Origin of the sequence: Thalassotalea sp. PLHSN55 (assembly GCF_052030545.1) — a bacterium.
Lineage (GTDB): Bacteria > Pseudomonadota > Gammaproteobacteria > Enterobacterales > Alteromonadaceae > CANMXU01.
This window is the reverse complement of the sequence record NZ_JBPDIH010000001.1, coordinates 353,299-374,745: the sequence shown is the minus strand read 5'-3', so window position 1 is coordinate 374,745 and position 21,447 is coordinate 353,299. Positions and strand designations below refer to the sequence as shown.

Genomic DNA, 21,447 nt, shown 5'->3' with positions numbered 1-21,447 from the left:
TAAAGATATTACCGTAACTGCGATAACATTTTTTTTATTTCACTTAATTCTTGTTCTAATTTTTCAATTTGCGCTCTACTTGCTGGCTCGCCGCCTTCAGAAGTTTCGCCATGAGACTGGGCGCGAAAGTTTTCATGCTCTTCGCTCATTACTTCTAAAATGGTACCGACCATCATATTTAAGAAAATAAAAGCAGTAAGAAAAATAAAGCTTAAATAGTAAATCCAACTCAATGGATGCACAGCCATAGTTTCGTACATCACATCGGTCCAATCTTCAAACGTTGCCACCCTAAATAAGGTCAACATCGAAATTGAAACGTCGCCCCATAAGGTTTCGTTGATTTGATGAAAGGTCATGCTGCCAATAGCTGCGTAGATGTAAAAAATAACAAACATCAATAACGCAATATATCCCATACGCGGAATAGCTTTCAGTAGTGCATTAATTAATAAACGTAGTTCCGGCACCATAGACACTAAACGAAGTACTCTAAATACACGTAATAAACGCGCTAGTAATACCCCCGAGCTACTTGTTGGTATTAAACTACCAATGACGATGATGGTGTCAAAAATATTCCAACCATTTTTAAAGAACTGCTTTTTATCTGGGCACGCTAAAAATCGAATGGTGAGTTCAACAACAAAGAAAATGGTTACCGCAGTATCAAGCAATGCCAATATTGACATTGCTGTAGGCGATAAGTTGTGAGTTTTTGCACCAATAAGTAATGCAGAAAGTAAAATAACTGCAATAACAGCACCTTGGAATAAGTTGCTGGAGTCAATTTTTTTCAAACGCGCTTGCCAGCGCATTATGGATGAAGCCATGAAAATTCTTTACCTAAAATTTAATCAAAAAGTTAAATAGAAACAGAGTTTATACCAAATGATCCGCAACAAACGGATTAGATTGTCGTTCTTGACCAAAGGTACTCATAGGTCCATGACCCGGAATAAATTTCACATCGTTACCAAGTGGAAATAAGTTTTCGCGTATCGATTTAATTAACCTTGGGTGGTCGCCTCTTGGAAAGTCTGTGCGACCAATTGAACCACTAAATAAAACATCGCCCACTTGCGCAAGTTTTGACTCACGATGGAAAAACACCACATGACCAGGTGTATGCCCAGGACAAAAATAGACTTCTAGTTCAAGATTACCAAAGGTCACTTTATCACCTTGATCTAACCAGCGATCGGTTGTAAATGCTTCTGCATGAGCAAAACCAAAACGGTCTTTTTGCTCTTCAATTAAATCAATCCAAAATTGATCTTCTTTATGTGGCCCTTCAATCGCAATGTTAAAATGACTCGCCAAGGCATGTGTCGCGCCCGCATGGTCAATATGCGCATGGGTTAATAATACTTTAACAACATCGACTTTAAGTTTGTCAACTTCAGCTAAGATAAGTTCAATATCGCCACCGGGATCAATTACCGCAGCCTGCATGGTTTCATCACACCAAAAAATTGTGCAATTTTGTTGAAAAGGAGTAACAGGGATAATTTTAAATTGTAACATAGCTGAGTTTTCTAATAATTAAAGGAGAAATATTCACAGATTGTACCACCAAGTTTTTCAAGGCACTATCAACTTAATAACCGTATTATTGTTGAAAACGCTTTATTTGAGCATTAGGTTTCCACCTATGCTTCGACAATAGCCCAAGTTTAACTACGACACCTTATGGCTAACAACTTAGTTATTAACAGCAACGCCTTCAACAACAAGCGTTTACTTTGTACGAAATTTAACCTCGAAAGTTCAACAGCCCCTAATTGTTTAAATAAATTAACAAAGTTGGTAAATAATAATGCAAAAGGCTACACGAAAAACTTTGCAAAAAAAATGTAACTCGGTAAGCTTTCTTGCAAACTCCTCAGTATTCCTTTCATATGGCAACAATTAGAGACTCATTTCATTCACGTTTAGGTTTTGTTTTAGCAGCCGCAGGCTCGGCTATTGGCTTAGGAAATATTTGGGGCTTCCCAACGCAAGCCGCAAACAATGGCGGTGGTGCCTTTGTCTTGGTATATCTTATTGTTACCATTTTATTAGCCTTACCTGCACTATATGCTGAGATTTATTTAGGTAATCAAACCCAAAAAAATCCTGTCGGCGCGCTAAGCGAAGCCTGCCAACGTTTTATGCCTAAGGCTGGAAAAGCGGCCGGCTTAATCGGTTTGATGGGCGCGATTATGATGCTGAGCTTCTATACCATAGTTGCTGGTTGGATGTTGGCCCATGCACTCGCGGCGCTTACCGAAATGCTGGGCATGGTCGAACTTTCAACTTGGTTATCGAGCTCAAGCATGACGCGTGACTTGTTATTTACGCCTATTTTTATTGTTCTAGGCGCAGCGATTGTACACCAAGGTGTTAATGCGGGGATTGAAAAATGGTCGTCGCGCTTGATGCCTATTTTATTGTTCATGCTGATCGGACTGATTGTCTATATTTTACAGCAACCGGGCGCAATGGAAGGTTTAGCGGTTTATCTTATTCCTGATTTTAGCCAAGTTACCGATCCTAAATTGGTGATCTCAGCCATGGGACAAGCATTCTTTTCTTTATCAGTTGGTGTTGGCGGTATGATGGTATACGGCTCTTATATGAAAAAAGGCAAAGACCTAGGTAAGCTCGTAGTTTCAATTGCAGCATTAGATGCCTTTATTGCCTTTTTAGCCGGTTTGTTAATTATCCCAGCACTTTTTGTCGCGCAAACGGCAGGTGTAGAAGTATTTAACAACGGTAAACTCATTGGTGAAGGTCAGCTTATTTTTAGTATTTTACCTACCTTATTTAATAGCATGGGTGAAATGGGCTTGGTAATTTCATTTGTCTTTTTTGCATTGCTTAGCATCGCGGCATTAACCTCAACCATTTCAGTTACCGAAGTACCGGTAGCCTATTTAGTTGAAGAAAAAAGCTACCACCGCACTAAAGCAACTTGGTTGATTTCTGCACTGGTATTTTGTACTAGCTTATTAGTTATTGTCTTTTTTGATGTCTTGTTTGAGCTAGTTATTCAAGTCTTAACCACGCTAATTCAGCCACTAATGTGTTTATTTTATTTCATCGTTGTTGGTTGGATTTGGCAACGTGGCAATAAACTTCGCGACCAAGCCGCCATAGAGGCAAAACCGGCATTAAAGTGGTGGGCGAATTATTTACGTTTTGTCTGCCCTATTTTACTCAGCGTTGTTTTTGTCAATGTCGCTATCATTAACTAGTAAAGTTCAGTAGATTAGAAACACTGTAAAAAAATAAGCATTTATTAGCTTTTAGGAGTGTTGATGATCTTTGCGATGGCGTTATTGGTATTGCTGACGTTTGTTATTGCCTTAATAACCGTAAGCGCACGTTTTGCCAGTGTGAAAAATGGTACGGTAAAAGCTAGGTATTTTCGTTTAATGCAAGGGCAAGAGGTGCCCGAGTTTATTACTAAATCAGGCCGGAACTTCAATAATCAATTTGAAGTCCCAACACTGTTTTATGTGGTCTGTTGTTTATATATAAGCTTAGGGTTAGAAACGCAGTTCAGCACCATAATCGCTTGGCTATTTGTGATACTGCGCATTATTCACTCTTACATTCACCTAACTTACAACCATGTTATTCATAGATTGCTGGTCTTTGTTGCAGGGTTTTTATGTATCATTATCTTGTGGGCAAATTTAGTGATAACGCAACTTAATTAGCCCGCTGTTTACTGGCTAACATTATTACGGCCACTTTTCTTAGCACGATAAAGTGCTTGGTCAGCGGCCTTTAATACTTGGTCAAAGTTTTGTTTTGATTCTCGCATTGCGACACCAATTGAAATAGTGACACTGACCGTTTTTAAGTTGTCGCTTTTACCTTTATTTCGCGCTTGCTTACTTTGACGCTGTTGCTGACGGATCACCATTTTATAGTCGGCAACCGATTGTCTTAATTGCTCTAATTCATGCAAGGTTTGATCGATATGTTTACGCGGAAAAACCACGGTAAACTCTTCTCCGCCATAACGAAATACTCGCCCACCACTTTTCACTTTTGCCAGTTTTGACGCCACAAGCTTCAAAACCTGATCGCCAATATCATGGCCATAGGTGTCATTAAACTTTTTGAAATGGTCAATATCTAACATAGCAACCGTGTAATTTCGCCCTAATGACAATACCAACTGTTGCAGCGCTCTGCGTGACGGCAGCTCAGTTAATTCATCGCGATAAGCAAGAAAATACGAATCAATTAACACCACAATCAAGTAATGACAGAAAAACAAAAAGAAAGTGACCGCCCAAGGTAATTGCAATACTTGATAATAATACAAAGACCAGATTAATAAGGTCGCAGCAATTGAAGGCGCAAATAAGGTTGTCGACTTATAACTTTGCCAACTAATAAGCAAAGCAGCCAAAACTAGCGGGAGTTCAATGGCGACATATTCAAGCCAATGATACTTCGCCAAATAATGGTGCTCAATTAATGCAGCGCCTTTTAACCAAGCATATGCCGCCACTAGTACAGCAACAAACATCGCGATGCGATAAAAGCTATGAATCGATAAAATACCGCGATCTTTTATCAAGGTTAACGTCGACATGAAAAAGACACCTAACAACATTAACCAGTCACTTTGCCGGCTATTACCTTGATAAGTGGTAAATAATGACAAATCGACGCTGTCAAACCAGCGGATATTAAAATAAAGCGCTAAATAAATCAGTAGCCAAAAAATAGTTAATAATGAATAACGACTTCGGCTAAATTGAGCAGCCAATAAAAAAGTAATGCTGCTAACGATAAATATTAGCGTGGGAGATATCGCTAGCCAAGGCTGCCAATATGTTGGAAATTTGAAGAAGAAAACAAAAACCAAGCTCACTAGTACGGCACTTACTAGCATAGCTTTAAACCTTTGCATAAATGGGATCAAGCTTAACTCCTCTCTAGAGCATTAATTATATTTATTCTCAAAGCATTGCGTTATTATGTAACAGCTTTGTATCAATTCTTGCGTTATTTAGGTAATAATTATCTATCAAAGCAACGTATCTTTATATGTTTTTATCAATAAATTAGTGCTTATTTATGACTTTTGAACCATTAATCAAACTTGGTTGCCAACAACTCGATTTTTCATCGAAGAATCGCGTTAGATTCACCAATATTGTCGCTATCATCACATTCTTTATTTCAGCAACATATACAATTAACTATCTGTTTATTTTACAAAACTATACTGTTGCATTTATCAACACAATTTTCACGTTTAGCTATGCAATAACCTTGCTATTAAATTACTTCCTGTTAAGAAGAGCGGCCAAGGTTTGGTTTTTCTTTATTCTTATCGTACATATTTTTATTTGTACCAATTTATACGTCACCAATGCGAGTGGATTTCACTTATATTTTTTCTTAGTGCCAACTGGTGCATACCTGTTATTTGACCTTGACCAAAATAAAGAAAAACTGTTGTTGAGTTTAGCTGCGGTTATCGGCTTCTTTTATTGTGAAAACACATTAAATACCGCACCACTCATTGAATTGTCGGCACAGGCCAATCAAATGATGTATCAGTCGGTGATATTTTTTAACATGATAGAAGTCATTGTTGTCATGTCACTTTTTACCAATCAAATCGCCATAAACGAAGCCCAGCTCACTCAACAAGCGACAACTGATGCTTTGACTGGCGTTGCCAATCGTCACTACTTTTTTACTCACGGACATAACATGTTGTTTGACGCACAACAGCTAAAACGCCCTTTTACTATTGTATTAGTTGATATCGATCACTTTAAAAATATCAACGATACCTTTGGTCACTTTGACGGCGATATATGCTTAAAAGAAATAAGCCAGCTGATCAAAAACCGCTGTCGAAGCGCCGACTTATTCGCCCGTATAGGCGGCGAAGAGTTTGTATTGGCATTGACCGACACCACTAAACAAGAAGCATTAATTTTAGCCGAACAAATTCGCACCACACTCGAGCAGCATGTCATTAACTTGTCGCAGAGGCAAACCATTAGCTGTACCGCAAGTTTTGGCATTTCATCGTTGAGCGAAGAAAATGAGCCATTAAAAGCATTATTGGTTAATGCTGATAAAGCACTGTATGAAGCAAAAACTCGCGGTAGAAACCGCAGTGTGGCTTTCAGTTATTAAATAAAAATGACGTTAACTAACACAACCTTGGCGAGGGATTTATGACAGCATCTGTAAAGTTAAACTACGTGGAATTTCCAGCGCGTGATATTGAGGCAAGTAAACGCTTTTTTGAAAAAGCCTTCAATTGGTCATTTCAAGATTATGGTCCTGATTATACCTCGTTCTCAAATCAAGGACTTGATGGCGGTTTCTACCGCTCAGAATTAACCTCTGTTGCCGCAACCGGCGCCGCCTTATTGGTGCTTAAAAGTGATGACTTAGCACAAACGCAAGCAAAGGTTGAGTCTGCCGGCGGCAAAATTTCAACGCCCATTTTTACCTTTCCAGGTGGCCGACGTTTTCATTTTATAGAACCTAGCGGTAATGAACTTGCAGTTTGGTCGTTGACTGATTAATCGGCGCTCTTAAAACCTAATTAAAACGGCTTTAGTCAATAACAGCCGCTGAATTTTCTTACTCAAGCTGCGCGGCTTTTACCTCAAGCGTTTCACTCTCGTTTATTTGCAATTCAACCTGTTCAATTTTCTCAAAGCGATTTGAAATTTTATTGGCGGAAGTATGAATTTGCTTAACGTCGGTTGCGGCTTGGTCAATATGTTTGGCGAGATTATCAAAACGATTTCGAAAACGAGAAAAGTCGGTCGCTAAATCAGACAAATGCGCTTGAATAATATGAATTTGCTGACGTGTTGCTTCATCTTTTAATACCGAACGTGCAGTCGTTAATATTGCCATTAAAGTCGTTGGTGACGCCAACCACACCCGCTTTTTATTGGCATAATCCACCAAGTCACTTTGATGGGCATGAATTTCAGCAAATATCGCCTCGGCAGGAATAAACATCACTGCGCCATCCGCCGTTTCTCGGTCAATTAAATATTTATCGCTAATGTCATTAATGTGCTTTTTAATGTCGGTTTTAAATTGTCTTTGCGCGGCTTTTCGCTCGAGCTCACTGAGTTGGTTATCCGCCATTTTACGGTAGCTCTCTAGTGGGAATTTTGAATCGATCACCACATTGCCGGTCGGCTCAGGTAAAAACATCACACAATCGGCTATTTTCCCGTTTGATAGGGTATGTTGCAGGGCAAAATGTTGCTCAGGTAAAACATTGCGAATAAGCGCGTTAAGCTGCACTTCGCCAAAAGCGCCGCGCGAGCGTTTGTCAGCAAGCACTTCTTGCAAACTGACGACATTAGTTGATAGCTCGGTAATTTTTTTCTGAGCATCGTCAATCAGCGCTAAGCGTTTTAAAATATCATTAAAGGTTTTGGTGGTTTTATCAAAGCCATCAGCAAGGCGTTTTTCCACTTGCCCGCTAATATCTTGCAAGCGTTTGTCAGTTGATTGGGTTAACGCGTCAATGCGTTTTTCCATTTTGTCACTGCTTTGGCTCATCGCTTTAGCCAGCTCTTCTCTGTTAGCTTGGCTGGCTTTATTTAAATGCTCAACGAGTTGGTCAACCGCTTTATGTTGGTTTTGATTAAATTGGTCTTTTTGCTCAGACAACTGCCTTAATAGCTTGATGCGAATATCTGCCTGTTGCTGGCTAAAAAAGCTTTTTAATTCGGTTTGTTGATTAACCAGTTGTAGTTGATTTAAGGAGAGTTGCTGCTGAATTTGTTGGTTAAATTTGTCGTTTAACTGGCCAGCAAAGCTGAGTTGCTCTAGCAAGCTGTGTTGGTTTTGGCGAACATCATGGCTAAGTCGTTGGTTTATTATCACTAAAAAGACTACCGCAATAATTAAAAAGGCGACACTGCCTAATAGCAATAATTGAAAGTTTTCTAAAAGAAAAGCCATAAAAATTCCTTAAACCGATAACTAAGCAGCAAAGAAAAACCAAAACCACTGTAAATATTATCAGGTATTAAAGCACTTTTATGGCTTAAGGTTAACTACTTTTTAACAGTAGCTAACCGATTAGCTCGTTGGTTATACAAGAAACGATAACTTATTGCGCTTTCGTGTATTTATTGATCCACTTAAATACTTCTTGGTACCACACCACTAAATTGTCAGGGTTGCGAATATGATGATCTTCGCTTGGGAACATCACTAATCGGCTATCAATGCCTTGACGCTGCAATGAAGTAAATGCGCCTAAACTTTGCGCGTAAGGCACGCGATAGTCTAATTCACCTTGGATCACTAACATTGGCGTTTTCCAGTTAGTGACAAAAGCTGACGGATTAAATTTGTTGTAATCATCACGCGCCTGCGACCAAACCGGGCCGCCTAAGTCATGCTCTGGAAACCATAACTCTTCGGTGGTGCCGTAAAAACTTGGCATATCAAATAAACCGGCGTGATTCACTAAACAGTTAAACCCGTCAGGCCAGTTACCTGCGATCCAGTTCATCATGTAACCGCCGTATGAAGCGCCAAGTGCACAGCTGCGATCTTCGTCTAACCATTTTTCTTGCTCAACAATATGAGCAAAACCTTTTTGTAAGTCTTCAAGTGGTTTTCCGCCCCAATCGCCAGCAATCGAGTCAGTGAACGCTTGTCCGTAACCCGTTGAACCGTGGAAGTCGACCATAACCACACCATAGCCTTGCGCCGCCCAAAGCTGCGCATTCCAACGGTAATGGAACATATTGCCAAAGCTGCCTTGCGGGCCACCATGTACTAAAAACGCCATCGGGTATTTTTTACCGGCTTCAAAATTAGCAGGCTTTAATAAATAGCCATGCACGGTTTCGTCATTCCAGCCTTTAAAGTTGAACTGTTCAAAATCAGCAAAGTTAATGTTGGCCAGCTTGTCTTTATTCACTTGCGTTAGTTGCTGCAAAGCTGAGCCGTCGCGGTGAATAGTAAAAATATCTTTGGGTGAATTTAAGCTATGACGGGTGAAATAAAGTTGCTCGCCATGAACCGCTAAATCAGCAACGCTGCCATCGCTATAAACTTTGCGTACATCACCAAATTCTGGGTGTACTTCAAATACTGACTTTTGCCCAACATCTTGTGCGGTAACAAATAAACTGCGGTTATTCGGCGAGAAGATCATGCTGCTTACTGAGCGATCCCAGCTGCCTGCCACTAACTTGGTTTGTCCGGTGTGATTGTCTTTAATGTTAATTGAAAATTTATCTGACTCATAACCTGGGGTTTTCATCGCTAAATAAGCTAAGTAGCGGCCATTGCTTGAATATAATGGCTTAGCGTCCCACGCGAGATTTTCTTTGGTGATATTTTCAAAGCTATTGTCTTTTAAATTCACTTCAAAAATATCAAAATTGGTTGTCCAAGCGTGATCTTTAGCAGGTGCTTTTGCTGAAAACGCCAGCTTAGTATCTTCAGGGTGAAAAGCCACTTGGCTAATACCGGCAATATCGCCGTGCCAGTTAGCAACAATATCGGTTGCTGTGGTTATTTGTGTCGCGGCGCTAATTTTTTCAGGCACATCAGCAACAAATAAATGTTCGTTATATTCGTCTAACCAATGATCCCAATGACGCACCATTAATTGATCATAAGTGCGTACTTGATGTTTTTTCGCCTCGTCAGCTTTTCTTGCTTCAAGTGTACATTCAAAGGTTTTACAGCCATTTTTAACACTAAGCTCTAGCGCCAATTTTTTACCTGACGGGCTAATAACAAAACCATTAACGGCAAGCGGCAAATTAGTCATTTGCATCGCTTCACCGCCAGTTAACGGTAATTGCCAAACTTGCGATGAACCACTACGTGAGGAAAGAAAATAAATGCTGTCACCGCTTTGAGAAAAGGCAACATTGCCTTCGCCTTTTGCATGCGAAGTTAATTGGGTTACTTCACCACTTTTTAAGTTTTGCGCGTATAAGTGATTATCAGTTGAGCTGCTGCCCATTTTCAAACCATAAACGATAATATCGCCTTTAGGGGAAACTTTAACGTTATGTAATTGGTTTAACTCATTTAGTTTTTCAACGGTAAAGGCTGACTGAATAGTAGGTAATTGATTGGCTACTAACGCGCCATTATCAGCCGCAGCGTTAAACGCAGCCGCCGGTAAACACGCTAAGCTAGCTGCAATCAATGCCGCCGATTTAGCCTGTTTTACAAAGGTATTTTTTATCATGATGATTCTCTAATGGAAATTTTGTTAATTATTACGATTAACCATGTTTTAAAGATGCGCTATTTTGTAAGGCATTGTAGAGGAAATAGCTAGCGATAAGGTTAATTTAGCGCAAAGCAGATGTAAAAAAAAGCGTCCAATAGGACGCTTTGCTTTAAGTGGTGAAAAATCCCGCTTTAGCTAATTTTTCGTTGCCCTAAATTTTCCATCGCCAGCTTTTCAATGCGCAAATACAGCGCATTCGGTAATAGCTTTAACCAAGCACTGGCTAAGGTTAAAAAAGTTCTGCTTGGCTCGTGCAGTAAAATTCGAACATCACAAATAAGCGCCTGATGCACTAATTTTAACGCGGTAAACTTATGTGAGCTTTGTACGGCGCGTCTGGCTAAATAGCGCAGCTGGTAGGCTTTAGCAAGCTGATAGTATTTTTTGAAAAAGCGCGGCGCATTCACGCGGTTTAAACTAACCGCATGTTGCCAACTGGCAAATTGTTTGCCTAAGTTCGCCGATAAACCGCCTTCATTTACACGATAGTAGGTTAACGCTTGTTTGACTCCTTCAAACTTCCATTGGGTGGTTAAAGCGATACGTGTCCAAAGCTCTATGTCTTCAGACTGCCTTAGATTTTCATTAAAATACATTTTGCGGTATTTATCACGCCCTTGACCAAAATAACTAATGTCAGTAAGCAGCGAGCGTCTGATCACCGGCGCAGAGCCATTGCCGATAGGGTTACGACAAAAAATATCGGCGCAGCTAACATTTTTCAATTTAGGGTATTGGCCAATGCCTAATAATACGCTGTCGTCATCAACAAAAAGTGACGGCGAATAACTGATGCCCACCTTAGGGTTATTGTTTAAATGTTTGATATGCACGGCCAGTTTTTCAGGTGCCCAATAATCATCGGCGTCAAGCAATGCCACATAAATGCCACGCGCCGCGTCAATGCCGGTATTTCTTGCGCCAGATAATCCACGATTGGCTTGTTTGATCACCCGAATGCGAAAGTCGTCAAACTGTTCGATTAACGCTAAGGTATTATCAGTGCAGCCATCATCAACGAGAATCAGCTCAAAGTGCGAATAACTTTGCGCCAAGACCGAACGAATACTTTGCTCGATATATTTTTCAACGTTAAACATAGGAATAACCACAGAAACTACCGGTATAGTACTAATTTTCATGAGACTTTCTCCGAGTAAATGATAAAACAAATGAATAAGACTTTTGCTTGCTCGCAGGCATTAGATAAATAGCGAGACACCAAAGTAGGCTGCTAATAAGTAAGGTCATGGCAAGCGACATCGGTTGGCTCGGCATAACCAAGGCCAACATCAATAAATTGATCAGTAAACACACCAGGCGCGCGCGGGTTTCATCGCTATAATTTGCTTGTGCGCGCATGAAGCTGCAGTAGCTATCTACGATAACGCTAGGCAGCGCAACTAAGCACATCACGGTAACCACGGGGATCACTGAAAACCATTTCTCATCAAAAATGAGCGGCACATAAATGGGAACCATCAAGGCTTGGGCAACAAAAATCAGCCCTACTAAGGTGGCAAATACATAAATTTTTTGCTGCTGATTATTGAGTTCACCGCTGCGCTCGAGCTTGCATAAAAACGGATATAGCGCGCTATTAAAAACATTACCTAATGATTGGCTTAAACCAACACCGGCATTTTTAGCAAAACTGTATAAACCAAATAATTCTAGCGGTAATAATTTACCCGCGATAAAAGTATCGGCATGCATACGCGCAGTTCGCAGCGATTCGCTGTTAAATAAATGCCCTGACGCTTTTAAAAGCTCACCTAGGGTTGCCTTGTTAAAGGCAAAACCATAATGTTTTACTGGCGCAAAATAAAAACAGCCCAGCCATAACACCGCAAATACCAACTTACCGTAGGCAATCGCCATAATATCGCCCTGCGCTAAGGCAAAAGCGGCGATAGATAAATTTTCAGCCGTGACACATAAGCCACTTCGAATACTGAACCAGCGCATTTTATTTTCACGTTGCAGTAAAAAAATATTAATGCTGACAATTGGATATAAAAGATAGATCAGCGCCATAACTTTCAGTAATTTGGCAATATCAGGGCTGTTATAGAGTGAGGCAAAAAAATCGGCAAGTAGAAACTGAGCCGTTGCGAGTAATAAGCAAATGCCCCATTGAATGGTGGCGCCATTGGCGGCATAACGGGATAATTTTTCAGGAGCGCAGCGGATTATTTGCGCGCCAACTCCAGCGCGTAAAAATAGCGCCAGCATGTCGTGAAAAGCTAACGCCAACATGGCCGTGCCATAAGAAACCGGCGTTAACGCTTTGGCAAGTACCACAATAGTGACAATGCGAGAAAGTTTAGCAAGCAATTCAGCGCTTAACAGCCAAGCTGCGTTTGAGCACAACTGAAATAGTGGCTCAAAGCTTTGCTTAAACACTTTCGCTATGGTTTGCTTAAAGGCTGAAAACTGCATAAATATCACCGTAATCATTCAACGTTTTTGAAGATACAGTGACTATTACAAGTTCTATTCCAGTTTATAACACTTTGCTAATTTATTTTTAGTTAGTTGTTTTTATTTACTTTTATTGAATTTTATTTAAAAACAGATAAAACATTTATTTTACACCAACCCGATATTTTCAATTCGTATTGCAAATTGCCAATAGCAAAAATCGCGTTTTGCAAATTAAAAATTACTCGCTTGGCACCACTTGCCATTGCTGTATTTTACGATACAAGGTTGACGGGCTAACCCCCAATTCACTCGCCGCTTTAACAATGTTGTCTTGGCAAATATCTATCGCTTGTTCAATGGCATTTCGCTCTACTTCAGCCAAAGAGAGTATTTTACCGCTAGCTGGTGTTTGGCTTGGCTCAATAGATTGATGCCCTATCGCATTAGCTTGGCTACTTGAGTCCCCTGTAGGTGTTGAAAGTACTACGGGTTGACCATTATTACTCATGCTCAGCTGTTGGTTTAACACGGTATCAGACAATAATGGCCCTTCTGACATCACCACGCAGCTATGAATAATATTTTGCAACTGGCGCACGTTACCCGGCCAGTCATAACTGCGCACTAACGTTTCAGCGCTTGATGATAAGCCGACAAAAACTTTGCCTTCTATTTCACTAAAGTGATTAATAAAATGCTGGGCCAGCTGCACGGTATCGTCGCCACGGTCTTTTAATGGCGGTAGATTTAATGAAATAACGTTTAGGCGATAATACAAATCTTCACGCAATTTTTTCTCGGCAATGGCGACATGTGGGTCGCGGTTAGTGGCACAAATAAAACGAATATCAACCTTTTCTTCTTTACCACTACCGACTTTTTGAAAAGTACCGGTTTGAATAAAACGCAATAATTTGGCTTGCAGGTTAATGTCCATTTCCCCTATTTCGTCAAGAAATAAACTGCCGCCATTCGCTAGTGACGCCGCGCCGTCACGATTAGAAACAGCGCCTGAAAACGCGCCTTTAATATGGCCAAATATTTCAGACTCCATCAATTCAGACGGTATAGCTGCACAATTTAGCGCAATAAAAGGCCCATTTTTACGTTTACTTAATCGATGAATGGCATGCGCGGCCACTTCTTTACCAGAGCCACTTGGCCCAGTAATAAATACAGAGGCTTGGCTAGGCGCACATTGTTCAATGGAAGAATAAAGAAATTGCATGGCAACCGAGTCGCCAATAAAACCTTCAAATTGCTTTTTGCGGTATTGCTGATATTGCTCGATAGTGCGGCGCATTAAGGTGCGCTCCGCTAATACTTGTTGCAATTGCAGGGCTTGTTTTAATTTAACAATCAGCTCGTAATTGTCCCACGGCTTTCGTAAAAAGCCCCAAATATGACCGTGATTTATCGCCGATAACACCATTTCAATGTCATCGTAGCCGGTTAAAATAATGCGTACCGTTTCTGGGGCAATTTGCGCGACTTTAGCCAATAATTCGTTACCGGTCATGTTTGGCATTTTTATGTCTGAAACAATGACATCAACCGGCATTTCTTCAATAATTTCTAACGCTTTTTCACCGCCAGATGCCGTTAATATATCAGCATCTAACTTGCCTGAAATACGCTTTAACGAGCGTAAAATAGCTGGTTCATCATCAACAAATAAAATTCTCGGCTTGTTCAAATATTGCATATTCAATCCCTTAATTTTTACAACAACCGTATAACATGGCGAGGCGATCAAAATTATTGTTATTAGGTACGGTTAAATTACAAACACGGTTTAAATAGAAATTATTGCAGATAATCAAAAAATTACCGCTAATCATCATAATATATTGATCATTTATTTTTAGCTAATACTGCCAATCATCATTATTAAAATACTTTTTAATAAATGAAAGCAAAATATTTAAAACAAAGCGCGCTGTCACAAATGTCGCAAATGTCTTATTTGACAATAAAAATTGAACTGCTATAAATAAGGGATAGTCGTTAGGAAGGTCATTATGGAAAAGTCATTAACCACAGGCGATATCGCAGATTATTGTCAGGTTAATTTGCGTACCGTAATTCGTTGGATAAACGCAGGTAAAATAAAAGGTTACAAATTACCCGGCCGTGGCAATAACCGGGTATTAGTCTCTGATTTTTTAACTTTTTTAAACCAGCACCACATGCCGATCCCCAAAGAATTACAAAACAAAGCGGTGCCTAGCATTTTAATTGTTGATGACGAAACCAGTTATGCCACTGCCATTGAGCGGGTGCTTAAGCGCCAGCAATATCAATGCACCATCGCCAATAGCGGTTTTGCCGCTGGCGTTATTTTAAATAGTCAAAAACCGACTTTAATGACCTTAGATTTGAGCATGCCAGGCACTAACGGTTTTGATGTTATTGCCTTAGTGCGCAGCGAAGAAGCATTACGAGATACCAAAATATTGGTGGTTTCAGCACTAAGTGATGAAAAACTTGCACAAGCTAAAAAAGCGGGCGCTAACGATACATTAGCCAAACCATTTACCAATGAAGAATTAGTAGCAAAAGTTTCATCGTTATTAAACGCATAATACATTGATTTGTTGATCCAATAAGATTCAGCAATAACCTAGGGATAAGGGCAAACTTATGACAGAAGCAGACACCGAGCAAGCAAGCTATCAAGGCATGTCTATTTTATGTGTCGACGACGAGCGTATTATTCTGCGCTCGATGCAGCGTTTGTTTCACAATAAAGCTTACCAAGTTTTTGTTGCTGAAAATGGTCAAAAAGCTTTAGACATTTTGGCGAAAACCCCGATTAACGTAATAATTTCTGATATGCGCATGCCCGAAATGGACGGCCCAACCTTGCTTGAAAAAGCCGCCAAGCTTTATCCTGATACTTACCGAATTGTACTCAGTGGCTATGCTGACTTTGACTCGACCATTGCCGCGGTCAATCTTGGAAAAATCAATCGCTTTATTAATAAACCTTGGAATAACAGCGAGCTAGTTGCCGTGGTTGAAGAATGTTTAGAGCGTATAACCTTAAAAAAAGAAAATGCCCTATTACGAGAAAAATTAAACCAGCAAAATGCAAAGCTCAAGCAATGGAACGGCAAGTTAGAAGAAAAAATCGAACTGCGCACCAAACAAATTCGCGTTGCCCTAAGCCGCAACGAACGCAATAAAAAAGCCTTAGAAAAAATGCTGTTTAACTTTATCGCCATTAACCCGAACTTAAACGCTGACTTTGCTAAAAACGTCGGCAGCTTAGCTGGCCGCATTGCTTTAAAAGTTGGTTTAGAAAAAAGTGAAGCTTATGAGATTCGTTTAGCCGGTTATCTTAATGAACTTGGCTTATTAGGCTTAGATCCTAAAATTAGCAGTGAACCTTTTTATGCGCTTAATTATGAGCAAAAAAATGCCTTTAATGAGCAAGCTAAAATTAGCCAACAAATATTAGCGCCAGCACAGCATTTAAAAAATGTTAGCGATATTATTCAACATCAATTCCTGCCCTTAGATGAAATTACACAACTCAATAATGTTGTTAGCCAACAAGGCTGTAAAATTTTGATGTTAGCACGTGATTACTGGCGTTATGCGTTTGGTAAATTAACCGACAAAAACCTGACTTATGAAGAAATATATGCTGAACTCAACAAAAGCCGAGCAACAAAATACGCTGACTACTTACTGGACATTTTAAAAGAACACCCGGAATTGGTAGAAGACGCTAAACTAGAACAAGGGGTTAACACTAGCCAATTAGAACCGGGCATGTTGCTTAAATACAGTTTATATACCAACAATAATTTACTCATTTTAGCCGAAGGGCATGAGTTTACTGAAGCATCTATCAACCAGTTAACGGAATATGAGAAAAATCAAAAGCACATTTTGTCAATCGTCATAGAAGCAAGTAGGCCAGTTTAACAAACTCGTTAATTTACTAGTAAATGAATAAAGGAGCACAACATGCAAGGATCTATATTTACTGCGTTTTCAGAAATGATCATCGAAAAAATGGGCATGAGCGCATGGAATGAATTACTTGAAAGCGTCAACCCTTCATCTGATGGGGTATATACCAGTGGCATGCAATACGATGATTCTGAATTAATGGCATTGGTGGCTGCCCTTTCGAAAAAAACCAATACCGAGGCAACCGAGTTAGTTAAAGCGTTTGGCGGTTTTCTTTTTATCCACTTATTTAAAGCCAGCCCTGCTGATGTTTCCCATATTGATAACTTAAAAGACTTCCTTACCTGTATTGATTCGGTGATACACAAAGAGGTGCAACGCGTGTATCCGCATGCCTATTTACCAACCTTTAACTACGAGGAAACGCCAGAAGGTGATTTAATCATGTATTACCATTCAAAGCGCAAGTTATGTCATTTATCTGAAGGGCTAATTGAAAGTGCCGCCAATCATTATCATGAAAACATTCGCATTGCTCACCCTGAATGCATGCACCATGGCGCTGAAAAATGTAAATTAATCATCTCTTTTGAGGATTAACCATGAGCGATAATAACAAGGACGAATTAGCCGCATACAAAACAGCCTATTTAAGAGAGAAAAAAGCTCGGCAAGTCGCCGAAAAACTACTTGATGATAAAACCCGTGAGCTTTACGACAATGTGCTTGACCTTGAAAGTGTGGTTGCCAAGTTAAAACAAACGCAATCGCAGTTAGTGCAATCAGAAAAAATGGCCTCACTAGGCCAATTAACCGCTGGTATCGCGCACGAAATTAATAACCCTATCGGTTTTTCTTACAGCAATTTATCCTGCTTGTCTGACTATCTGAAAGACTTCTTTTCTTTAGATAATATTATTCAACAAGCAGATCCCGCTCCAGAAAATGCAATGAGTACTTTGGCTGCATACCAAGCCCAATATAAAGAGCTAAATGCTGGTTTTATTGTTGAAGACTCGCCCTTTTTACTGCAAGACACCCTTGAAGGTTTAGAGCGGGTGAAAAATTTAATCGCTAACTTGAAAAAAATTTCCTACAAAGGTAACGATGAATTTACCAGCTGCGATATTAATGAATGTATTAACGACTGTTTGAAAGTGGTAAAAAACGAACTTAAATATTCAATGAAAATCGACCTTCATTTAGGGCAGTGCTCAACCATAAACGGACAAGCACCCGATTTAAATCAGGTATTTATTAATTTGTTTATTAACGCTTCTCACGCGTGCAGTTACGATGGCGTGCTCACCATTACCACCGAAGAAAAAGATCAGCATGTATTTATTCACGTAAAAGATAACGGTAAAGGCATTCCCGAAGATAGTCTAAAAAAAATATTCGACCCTTTTTATACTACTAAGGTTGTCGGTGAAGGTACCGGTTTAGGTTTGTCTATTTCACACGGCATTATTGAAAAACATGGCGGAGAAATATTAGTGAAAAGCACCGAAAATGTCGGAACGTGTTTTACCATCAAGCTGCCAATTGCATTGGACTAAGCGAAAAACGATAAGTCAAAAGCGATAAGCCACAAGCGATAAGCGATAAGCGATAAGCGATAAGCGATAAGCGATAAGTCAAAAGCGATAAAGCGTGAAAGTCTAGTTTGCAAATTGCAATGCAACTATAGCTACTCAGTTTTATTTATAGAAAAAGTACCAGCGTTAAATCTTGTTTGTATAGTTTTTATGAATATCAGCTCACCTCCCCAAAAAATTTTTCCCATAATAAATTAGTAAGTTATCAGACTAACTACGCTTCTTTATTGCCAAAGTTCACCCTATTCTCTCCAGAATTTCACAGTTGGATTAGTTTTTGCAAACCTAGTAGTTAACACGACTAATGACTAAGGTGGTATAGCAAATGAATAACTCAACACTGGTTTTTAGTATTGCCTTAAACGGTTATCAATGGCTTTATCGCAAGCAGCTTAACTCGCACAAACGTTTTGCCCAAAAATATGGCTATCAATATATTTGTGTAAGCCGCCCTTTTGTTTCAACACTTGGTGTGGAATGTTGTTGGTTAAAACTAACTTTAATGCGCGAGGCCTTTCGAGCTGGCTATAACAATGTGATGTTTTTAGATGCCGACGCCTTTGTGCAAAAAAGCTGCCCGGCAATTAGTGAAGTATTTAGCCACAATAAATACCTTTATATGGCTAAAGGCTATTCCAAAAGGTTTAACTCTGGAGTGATCATTGCGCAAAATCACCCGAAAACTAGCCAGTGGTTAAGCACCATCATTAACAGTCGCTTTAACAATATTAAGGCTGAAAACTCAGTTGGTTGGGGAGAAAATGGTCATATCATTGAACACAGTAAAAACTGCGACTTTATCAGTGAATTAAATCATAAATGGAACAATACTTTCGATGAGCAATTAAATGATTTTATTCGCCACCAAAACTATGGCCCGCTGCGCACCAGTGCCCTTGATAACTTTATTCATAAAGTGATTTTTTCACTATCTGCTCGCGCATTATCGGTAATTAAAGTATTTAGATCACATGATAAACACACCGATTTATTAGACCAAGAAACCAAAAAAATCCTCACGATTTACCCTGCTTTTAGTCAAATACCTTTGGTCGGCCTCAAGCCAGGGAGTAAAAAAATCACCAGGTTTAATTTTAGTTAATTCATAAACATAACTCTTTGGTTTAAATATAATAAATCATTGAAGTTATGGTGATAAAGCGATAGTGTTAATGGATGGAAAAAGACGAGTGTGATTGAATAAAACCATAACCATTAATATACCGAGGGAGCCATGAAAACTGTAGTTTGTGAATTGTCTTTACATGATAGAACAGGCTGGGAAAGCCTTTACCGAGGCTATGCTGACTTTTATCAAGTACCGATGAACCAAGAAATACTGGATAATGTATGGTCGTGGATTTTTGATGAAAACCAGCAGTTTTACGCACTGATTGCAAAAGATGAAGCCGGTCATTGTTTAGGCCTTATGCATTACCGAGCGATGCCATCTCCTGCTCGAGGAAAATTTGTTGGTTTTCTTGATGATCTTTTTGTTGCCCCAACAGCTAGAGGCACCGGCGCAGTTGATGCATTATTTGAAGCGTTAAATAATGCTGCAACAAAAAACGGTTGGCCATTTGTGCGCTGGCTAACCGCCGATAATAATTATAAAGCCCGCAGCGTTTATGATAAGTTAGCAGAAAGAACCCAGTGGATAACTTATCAGATGCCGGCAAACTAACCGTTTTAGCATTTCATTCAAAAAAGTATTGCCCCAAACACTCAGGAGATAATTTGAAGTATTTTGCTTATGGCTCAAACATGTCATTGCTCAGGTTACAAGAGCGAGTACCAAGTGCTAAAAGATTAGGCTCATTTTACCTTCAACAGCATCAACTGTGTTTCCATAAAGTCAGTGACGACGGCTCTGGCAAATGTGACGCCTTTCAACCCCATAAAAGTGACGATGTCATTATTGGGGCATTGTTTGAAATGCATGCCAATGATAAGGCCGCGTTAGACCAAGCCGAAGGGTTAGGTTATGGTTATAATGAAAAAAATGTTCATGTGCGCAATCATGCCGGCGACACCGTTGAAGCTTTTCTTTATTACGCCATAAAAATAGATTCTGCGATGAAACCCTATTCTTGGTACGCAAACCATGTTATCACTGGCGCTTTGGAAATAAATGTACCAGTGAATTATCTAGAAAGAATTAAAGCGGTGGAAACGATAGAAGATCCGGATAAACAACGAGACGCCAAGCAGCGCGCCTTATACCGGTAGCCCTAAGCATCTTTTATAAAAACCGAGCCAAAAGTTAACAAACTTGCGCCGTAAAAGCGCTTAACCTAACTTAGCTTCCGTTAAACGTGCCTAACTAATACCTAAACTAAAGCCTGAACTAAAACCCGAATTAACGCCAAAAGAGAACCTTGTGAAACATTCAACCTTGCAACCTACAATACATTTTCGCTTTCATCAGCTCGACAAAATGCAAGCTTATACCCTTAAACACGAAATTATCGGTGCTTACTTTCAAGAAGAAACCCATAATAGCTATACCGGCTACGCACCACTAACCCAAGAAAACCTTGATGACATTAATGATTTTTTTGTTCGTCAGCAACTCAGCGTGCAGGCCTGTGATATCTTTATTTCAATCGATACCCCGTTAAGTGAATGCAGCGTAGAGCTGCCTGTTATTGTTAATAAAATGCTTAAATATATTGACTGTAAGTTAACCCTTGCCGTTAAAAACAGTTAGAAAGAGTCAGCCACACAAACTTACATTACTCAAGCTGACAGTATGTCATCATTGACTTTTTAACTTAGCCAAAACCATTGATGAAAACATTTATTACCCTGCTTGTAGCTTTATTGCTTGCAAGTTGCTCTAGCATTACTGCCAATAGTCCTAGCCATTTAATTGGCCATAAAGAAACAGGCAAAGCATCCTTTTATGCGATGAAATATCAATTTAGACAAACCGCCAGTGGCGAGCGCTTTAATCAACTGGCGAATACCGCGGCTCATAAAACCTTGCCCTTTGGCACAAAGGTCAAAGTTACCAATACTAAAAATGGTGCAAGCATCGTGGTGAAAATTAACGATCGCGGCCCTTTTATTAAAGGCCGTATTATTGATTTAACCCGCTCAGCCTTTAGCGCTATCGGCAATACCGACTCAGGGGTAATTTCAGTGACCATTGAAGTGGTAAACTAGGGTTTGTTGAACTTTTGAGGTTAAATTTTGTTCAAAGTAAACGCTTTTTGT

General features: G+C 39.7%; 21 protein-coding genes. 13 read left to right on the top strand and 8 right to left on the bottom strand.

Going from position 1 to position 21,447, the window contains the following annotated elements; translation table 11 throughout:
* Nucleotides 1-8: 8 nt before the first annotated feature.
* Together ACRRSQ_RS01800 and ACRRSQ_RS01795 are read right to left on the bottom strand one after the other, a co-directional pair.
* A complete protein-coding gene (locus ACRRSQ_RS01800) occupies nucleotides 9-833 on the bottom strand; it encodes an ion transporter (protein WP_440873974.1) in 825 nt (274 codons plus the stop codon).
* Nucleotides 834-882: 49 nt separating this feature from the next.
* Nucleotides 883-1,527, bottom strand: coding sequence for an MBL fold metallo-hydrolase (locus ACRRSQ_RS01795; protein ID WP_440873973.1), 645 nt, complete (start codon nucleotides 1,525-1,527; stop codon nucleotides 883-885).
* A 374-nt stretch (nucleotides 1,528-1,901) separates the two neighbouring features.
* Between ACRRSQ_RS01795 and ACRRSQ_RS01790 the strand changes: the two genes are divergently transcribed.
* Together ACRRSQ_RS01790 and ACRRSQ_RS01785 are read left to right on the top strand one after the other, a co-directional pair.
* Nucleotides 1,902-3,239 carry a sodium-dependent transporter gene (locus ACRRSQ_RS01790; protein ID WP_440873972.1) on the top strand — a complete coding sequence of 446 codons (1,338 nt, stop codon included), beginning with the start codon at nucleotides 1,902-1,904 and terminating at the stop codon, nucleotides 3,237-3,239.
* A gap of 63 nt (nucleotides 3,240-3,302) precedes the next feature.
* Entirely contained in the window at nucleotides 3,303-3,707 is a 405-nt protein-coding gene (locus tag ACRRSQ_RS01785) for an MAPEG family protein (RefSeq protein WP_440873971.1), read from the top strand.
* 8 nt (nucleotides 3,708-3,715) lie between these two features.
* Here ACRRSQ_RS01785 and ACRRSQ_RS01780 read toward each other — a convergent pair whose 3' ends face one another.
* Nucleotides 3,716-4,900: a diguanylate cyclase gene (locus ACRRSQ_RS01780; protein WP_440873970.1), complete on the bottom strand. Its 1,185-nt coding sequence runs from the start codon at nucleotides 4,898-4,900 to the stop codon at nucleotides 3,716-3,718.
* Between the two features lie 185 nt (nucleotides 4,901-5,085).
* On the opposite strand from ACRRSQ_RS01780, the gene ACRRSQ_RS01775 reads away from it, so the two are divergent.
* Both ACRRSQ_RS01775 and ACRRSQ_RS01770 read left to right on the top strand, forming a co-directional pair.
* A complete protein-coding gene (locus tag ACRRSQ_RS01775) occupies nucleotides 5,086-6,165 on the top strand; it encodes a GGDEF domain-containing protein (protein WP_440873969.1) in 1,080 nt (359 codons plus the stop codon).
* A gap of 41 nt (nucleotides 6,166-6,206) precedes the next feature.
* Complete coding sequence (locus ACRRSQ_RS01770) at nucleotides 6,207-6,563, top strand: VOC family protein (protein ID WP_440873968.1); 357 nt, start codon at nucleotides 6,207-6,209, stop codon at nucleotides 6,561-6,563.
* Nucleotides 6,564-6,621: 58 nt separating this feature from the next.
* Here the strand turns inward: ACRRSQ_RS01770 and ACRRSQ_RS01765 are convergent, their stop codons facing one another.
* The 5 genes from ACRRSQ_RS01765 to ACRRSQ_RS01745 form a co-directional block, all read right to left on the bottom strand.
* Nucleotides 6,622-7,971, bottom strand: a complete 1,350-nt coding sequence (locus ACRRSQ_RS01765) for a DNA recombination protein RmuC (protein ID WP_440873967.1) — start codon at nucleotides 7,969-7,971, stop codon at nucleotides 6,622-6,624.
* A gap of 151 nt (nucleotides 7,972-8,122) precedes the next feature.
* On the bottom strand, nucleotides 8,123-10,234 hold the full coding sequence (locus tag ACRRSQ_RS01760; RefSeq protein WP_440873966.1) for a prolyl oligopeptidase family serine peptidase: 2,112 nt from the start codon (nucleotides 10,232-10,234) through the stop codon (nucleotides 8,123-8,125).
* 176 nt (nucleotides 10,235-10,410) lie between these two features.
* Nucleotides 10,411-11,421, bottom strand: a complete 1,011-nt coding sequence (locus tag ACRRSQ_RS01755) for a glycosyltransferase family 2 protein (RefSeq protein ID WP_440873965.1) — start codon at nucleotides 11,419-11,421, stop codon at nucleotides 10,411-10,413.
* Nucleotides 11,411-12,721 carry an oligosaccharide flippase family protein gene (locus tag ACRRSQ_RS01750; protein WP_440873964.1) on the bottom strand — a complete coding sequence of 437 codons (1,311 nt, stop codon included), beginning with the start codon at nucleotides 12,719-12,721 and terminating at the stop codon, nucleotides 11,411-11,413. The genes ACRRSQ_RS01755 and ACRRSQ_RS01750 overlap by 11 nt, the downstream gene beginning before the upstream one ends.
* 223 nt (nucleotides 12,722-12,944) lie before the next feature.
* A complete protein-coding gene (locus ACRRSQ_RS01745) occupies nucleotides 12,945-14,411 on the bottom strand; it encodes a sigma-54-dependent transcriptional regulator (RefSeq protein ID WP_440873963.1) in 1,467 nt (488 codons plus the stop codon).
* 316 nt (nucleotides 14,412-14,727) lie between these two features.
* On the opposite strand from ACRRSQ_RS01745, the gene ACRRSQ_RS01740 reads away from it, so the two are divergent.
* The 9 genes from ACRRSQ_RS01740 to ACRRSQ_RS01700 all read left to right on the top strand — a co-directional run bounded on the left by ACRRSQ_RS01740 (nucleotide 14,728) and on the right by ACRRSQ_RS01700 (nucleotide 21,396).
* Complete coding sequence (locus ACRRSQ_RS01740) at nucleotides 14,728-15,291, top strand: response regulator (protein ID WP_440873962.1); 564 nt, start codon at nucleotides 14,728-14,730, stop codon at nucleotides 15,289-15,291.
* Nucleotides 15,292-15,349: 58 nt separating this feature from the next.
* Nucleotides 15,350-16,642: a response regulator gene (locus ACRRSQ_RS01735; RefSeq protein ID WP_440873961.1), complete on the top strand. Its 1,293-nt coding sequence runs from the start codon at nucleotides 15,350-15,352 to the stop codon at nucleotides 16,640-16,642.
* Nucleotides 16,643-16,684: 42 nt separating this feature from the next.
* Nucleotides 16,685-17,230 (top strand): heme NO-binding domain-containing protein, encoded by a 546-nt coding sequence (locus tag ACRRSQ_RS01730; protein ID WP_440873960.1) that lies wholly within the window; start codon nucleotides 16,685-16,687, stop codon nucleotides 17,228-17,230.
* A gap of 2 nt (nucleotides 17,231-17,232) precedes the next feature.
* The gene (locus ACRRSQ_RS01725) at nucleotides 17,233-18,189 is read left to right on the top strand and encodes a sensor histidine kinase (protein ID WP_440873959.1); all 957 of its coding nucleotides are present in this window, start codon (nucleotides 17,233-17,235) and stop codon (nucleotides 18,187-18,189) included.
* 364 nt (nucleotides 18,190-18,553) lie between these two features.
* Entirely contained in the window at nucleotides 18,554-19,330 is a 777-nt protein-coding gene (locus ACRRSQ_RS01720; RefSeq protein ID WP_440873958.1) for a hypothetical protein, read from the top strand.
* A 132-nt stretch (nucleotides 19,331-19,462) separates the two neighbouring features.
* Nucleotides 19,463-19,912: a GNAT family N-acetyltransferase gene (locus ACRRSQ_RS01715; RefSeq protein ID WP_440873957.1), complete on the top strand. Its 450-nt coding sequence runs from the start codon at nucleotides 19,463-19,465 to the stop codon at nucleotides 19,910-19,912.
* Nucleotides 19,882-20,457 (top strand): gamma-glutamylcyclotransferase family protein, encoded by a 576-nt coding sequence (locus ACRRSQ_RS01710; RefSeq protein ID WP_440873956.1) that lies wholly within the window; start codon nucleotides 19,882-19,884, stop codon nucleotides 20,455-20,457. The genes ACRRSQ_RS01715 and ACRRSQ_RS01710 overlap by 31 nt, the downstream gene beginning before the upstream one ends.
* 151 nt (nucleotides 20,458-20,608) lie before the next feature.
* Nucleotides 20,609-20,938, top strand: a complete 330-nt coding sequence (locus ACRRSQ_RS01705; RefSeq protein ID WP_440873955.1) for a hypothetical protein — start codon at nucleotides 20,609-20,611, stop codon at nucleotides 20,936-20,938.
* An 80-nt stretch (nucleotides 20,939-21,018) separates the two neighbouring features.
* The gene (locus tag ACRRSQ_RS01700; RefSeq protein WP_440873954.1) at nucleotides 21,019-21,396 is read left to right on the top strand and encodes a septal ring lytic transglycosylase RlpA family protein; all 378 of its coding nucleotides are present in this window, start codon (nucleotides 21,019-21,021) and stop codon (nucleotides 21,394-21,396) included.
* The last annotated feature ends 51 nt before the right edge of the window (nucleotides 21,397-21,447 follow it).

Excerpts from the sequence above, each read along its gene's own strand:
- ACRRSQ_RS01800 (WP_440873974.1), bottom strand. The coding sequence starts at position 833 with ATGGCTTCATCCATAATGCGCTGGCAAGCGCGTTTGAAAAAAATTGAC.
- ACRRSQ_RS01795 (WP_440873973.1), bottom strand. The coding sequence starts at position 1,527 with ATGTTACAATTTAAAATTATCCCTGTTACTCCTTTTCAACAAAATTGC.
- ACRRSQ_RS01790 (WP_440873972.1), top strand. The coding sequence starts at position 1,902 with ATGGCAACAATTAGAGACTCATTTCATTCACGTTTAGGTTTTGTTTTA.
- ACRRSQ_RS01785 (WP_440873971.1), top strand. The coding sequence starts at position 3,303 with ATGATCTTTGCGATGGCGTTATTGGTATTGCTGACGTTTGTTATTGCC.
- ACRRSQ_RS01780 (WP_440873970.1), bottom strand. The coding sequence starts at position 4,900 with ATGCTAGTAAGTGCCGTACTAGTGAGCTTGGTTTTTGTTTTCTTCTTC.
- ACRRSQ_RS01775 (WP_440873969.1), top strand. The coding sequence starts at position 5,086 with ATGACTTTTGAACCATTAATCAAACTTGGTTGCCAACAACTCGATTTT.
- ACRRSQ_RS01770 (WP_440873968.1), top strand. The coding sequence starts at position 6,207 with ATGACAGCATCTGTAAAGTTAAACTACGTGGAATTTCCAGCGCGTGAT.
- ACRRSQ_RS01765 (WP_440873967.1), bottom strand. The coding sequence starts at position 7,971 with ATGGCTTTTCTTTTAGAAAACTTTCAATTATTGCTATTAGGCAGTGTC.
- ACRRSQ_RS01760 (WP_440873966.1), bottom strand. The coding sequence starts at position 10,234 with ATGATAAAAAATACCTTTGTAAAACAGGCTAAATCGGCGGCATTGATT.
- ACRRSQ_RS01755 (WP_440873965.1), bottom strand. The coding sequence starts at position 11,421 with ATGAAAATTAGTACTATACCGGTAGTTTCTGTGGTTATTCCTATGTTT.
- ACRRSQ_RS01750 (WP_440873964.1), bottom strand. The coding sequence starts at position 12,721 with ATGCAGTTTTCAGCCTTTAAGCAAACCATAGCGAAAGTGTTTAAGCAA.
- ACRRSQ_RS01745 (WP_440873963.1), bottom strand. The coding sequence starts at position 14,411 with ATGCAATATTTGAACAAGCCGAGAATTTTATTTGTTGATGATGAACCA.
- ACRRSQ_RS01740 (WP_440873962.1), top strand. The coding sequence starts at position 14,728 with ATGGAAAAGTCATTAACCACAGGCGATATCGCAGATTATTGTCAGGTT.
- ACRRSQ_RS01735 (WP_440873961.1), top strand. The coding sequence starts at position 15,350 with ATGACAGAAGCAGACACCGAGCAAGCAAGCTATCAAGGCATGTCTATT.
- ACRRSQ_RS01730 (WP_440873960.1), top strand. The coding sequence starts at position 16,685 with ATGCAAGGATCTATATTTACTGCGTTTTCAGAAATGATCATCGAAAAA.
- ACRRSQ_RS01725 (WP_440873959.1), top strand. The coding sequence starts at position 17,233 with ATGAGCGATAATAACAAGGACGAATTAGCCGCATACAAAACAGCCTAT.
- ACRRSQ_RS01720 (WP_440873958.1), top strand. The coding sequence starts at position 18,554 with ATGAATAACTCAACACTGGTTTTTAGTATTGCCTTAAACGGTTATCAA.
- ACRRSQ_RS01715 (WP_440873957.1), top strand. The coding sequence starts at position 19,463 with ATGAAAACTGTAGTTTGTGAATTGTCTTTACATGATAGAACAGGCTGG.
- ACRRSQ_RS01700 (WP_440873954.1), top strand. The coding sequence starts at position 21,019 with ATGAAAACATTTATTACCCTGCTTGTAGCTTTATTGCTTGCAAGTTGC.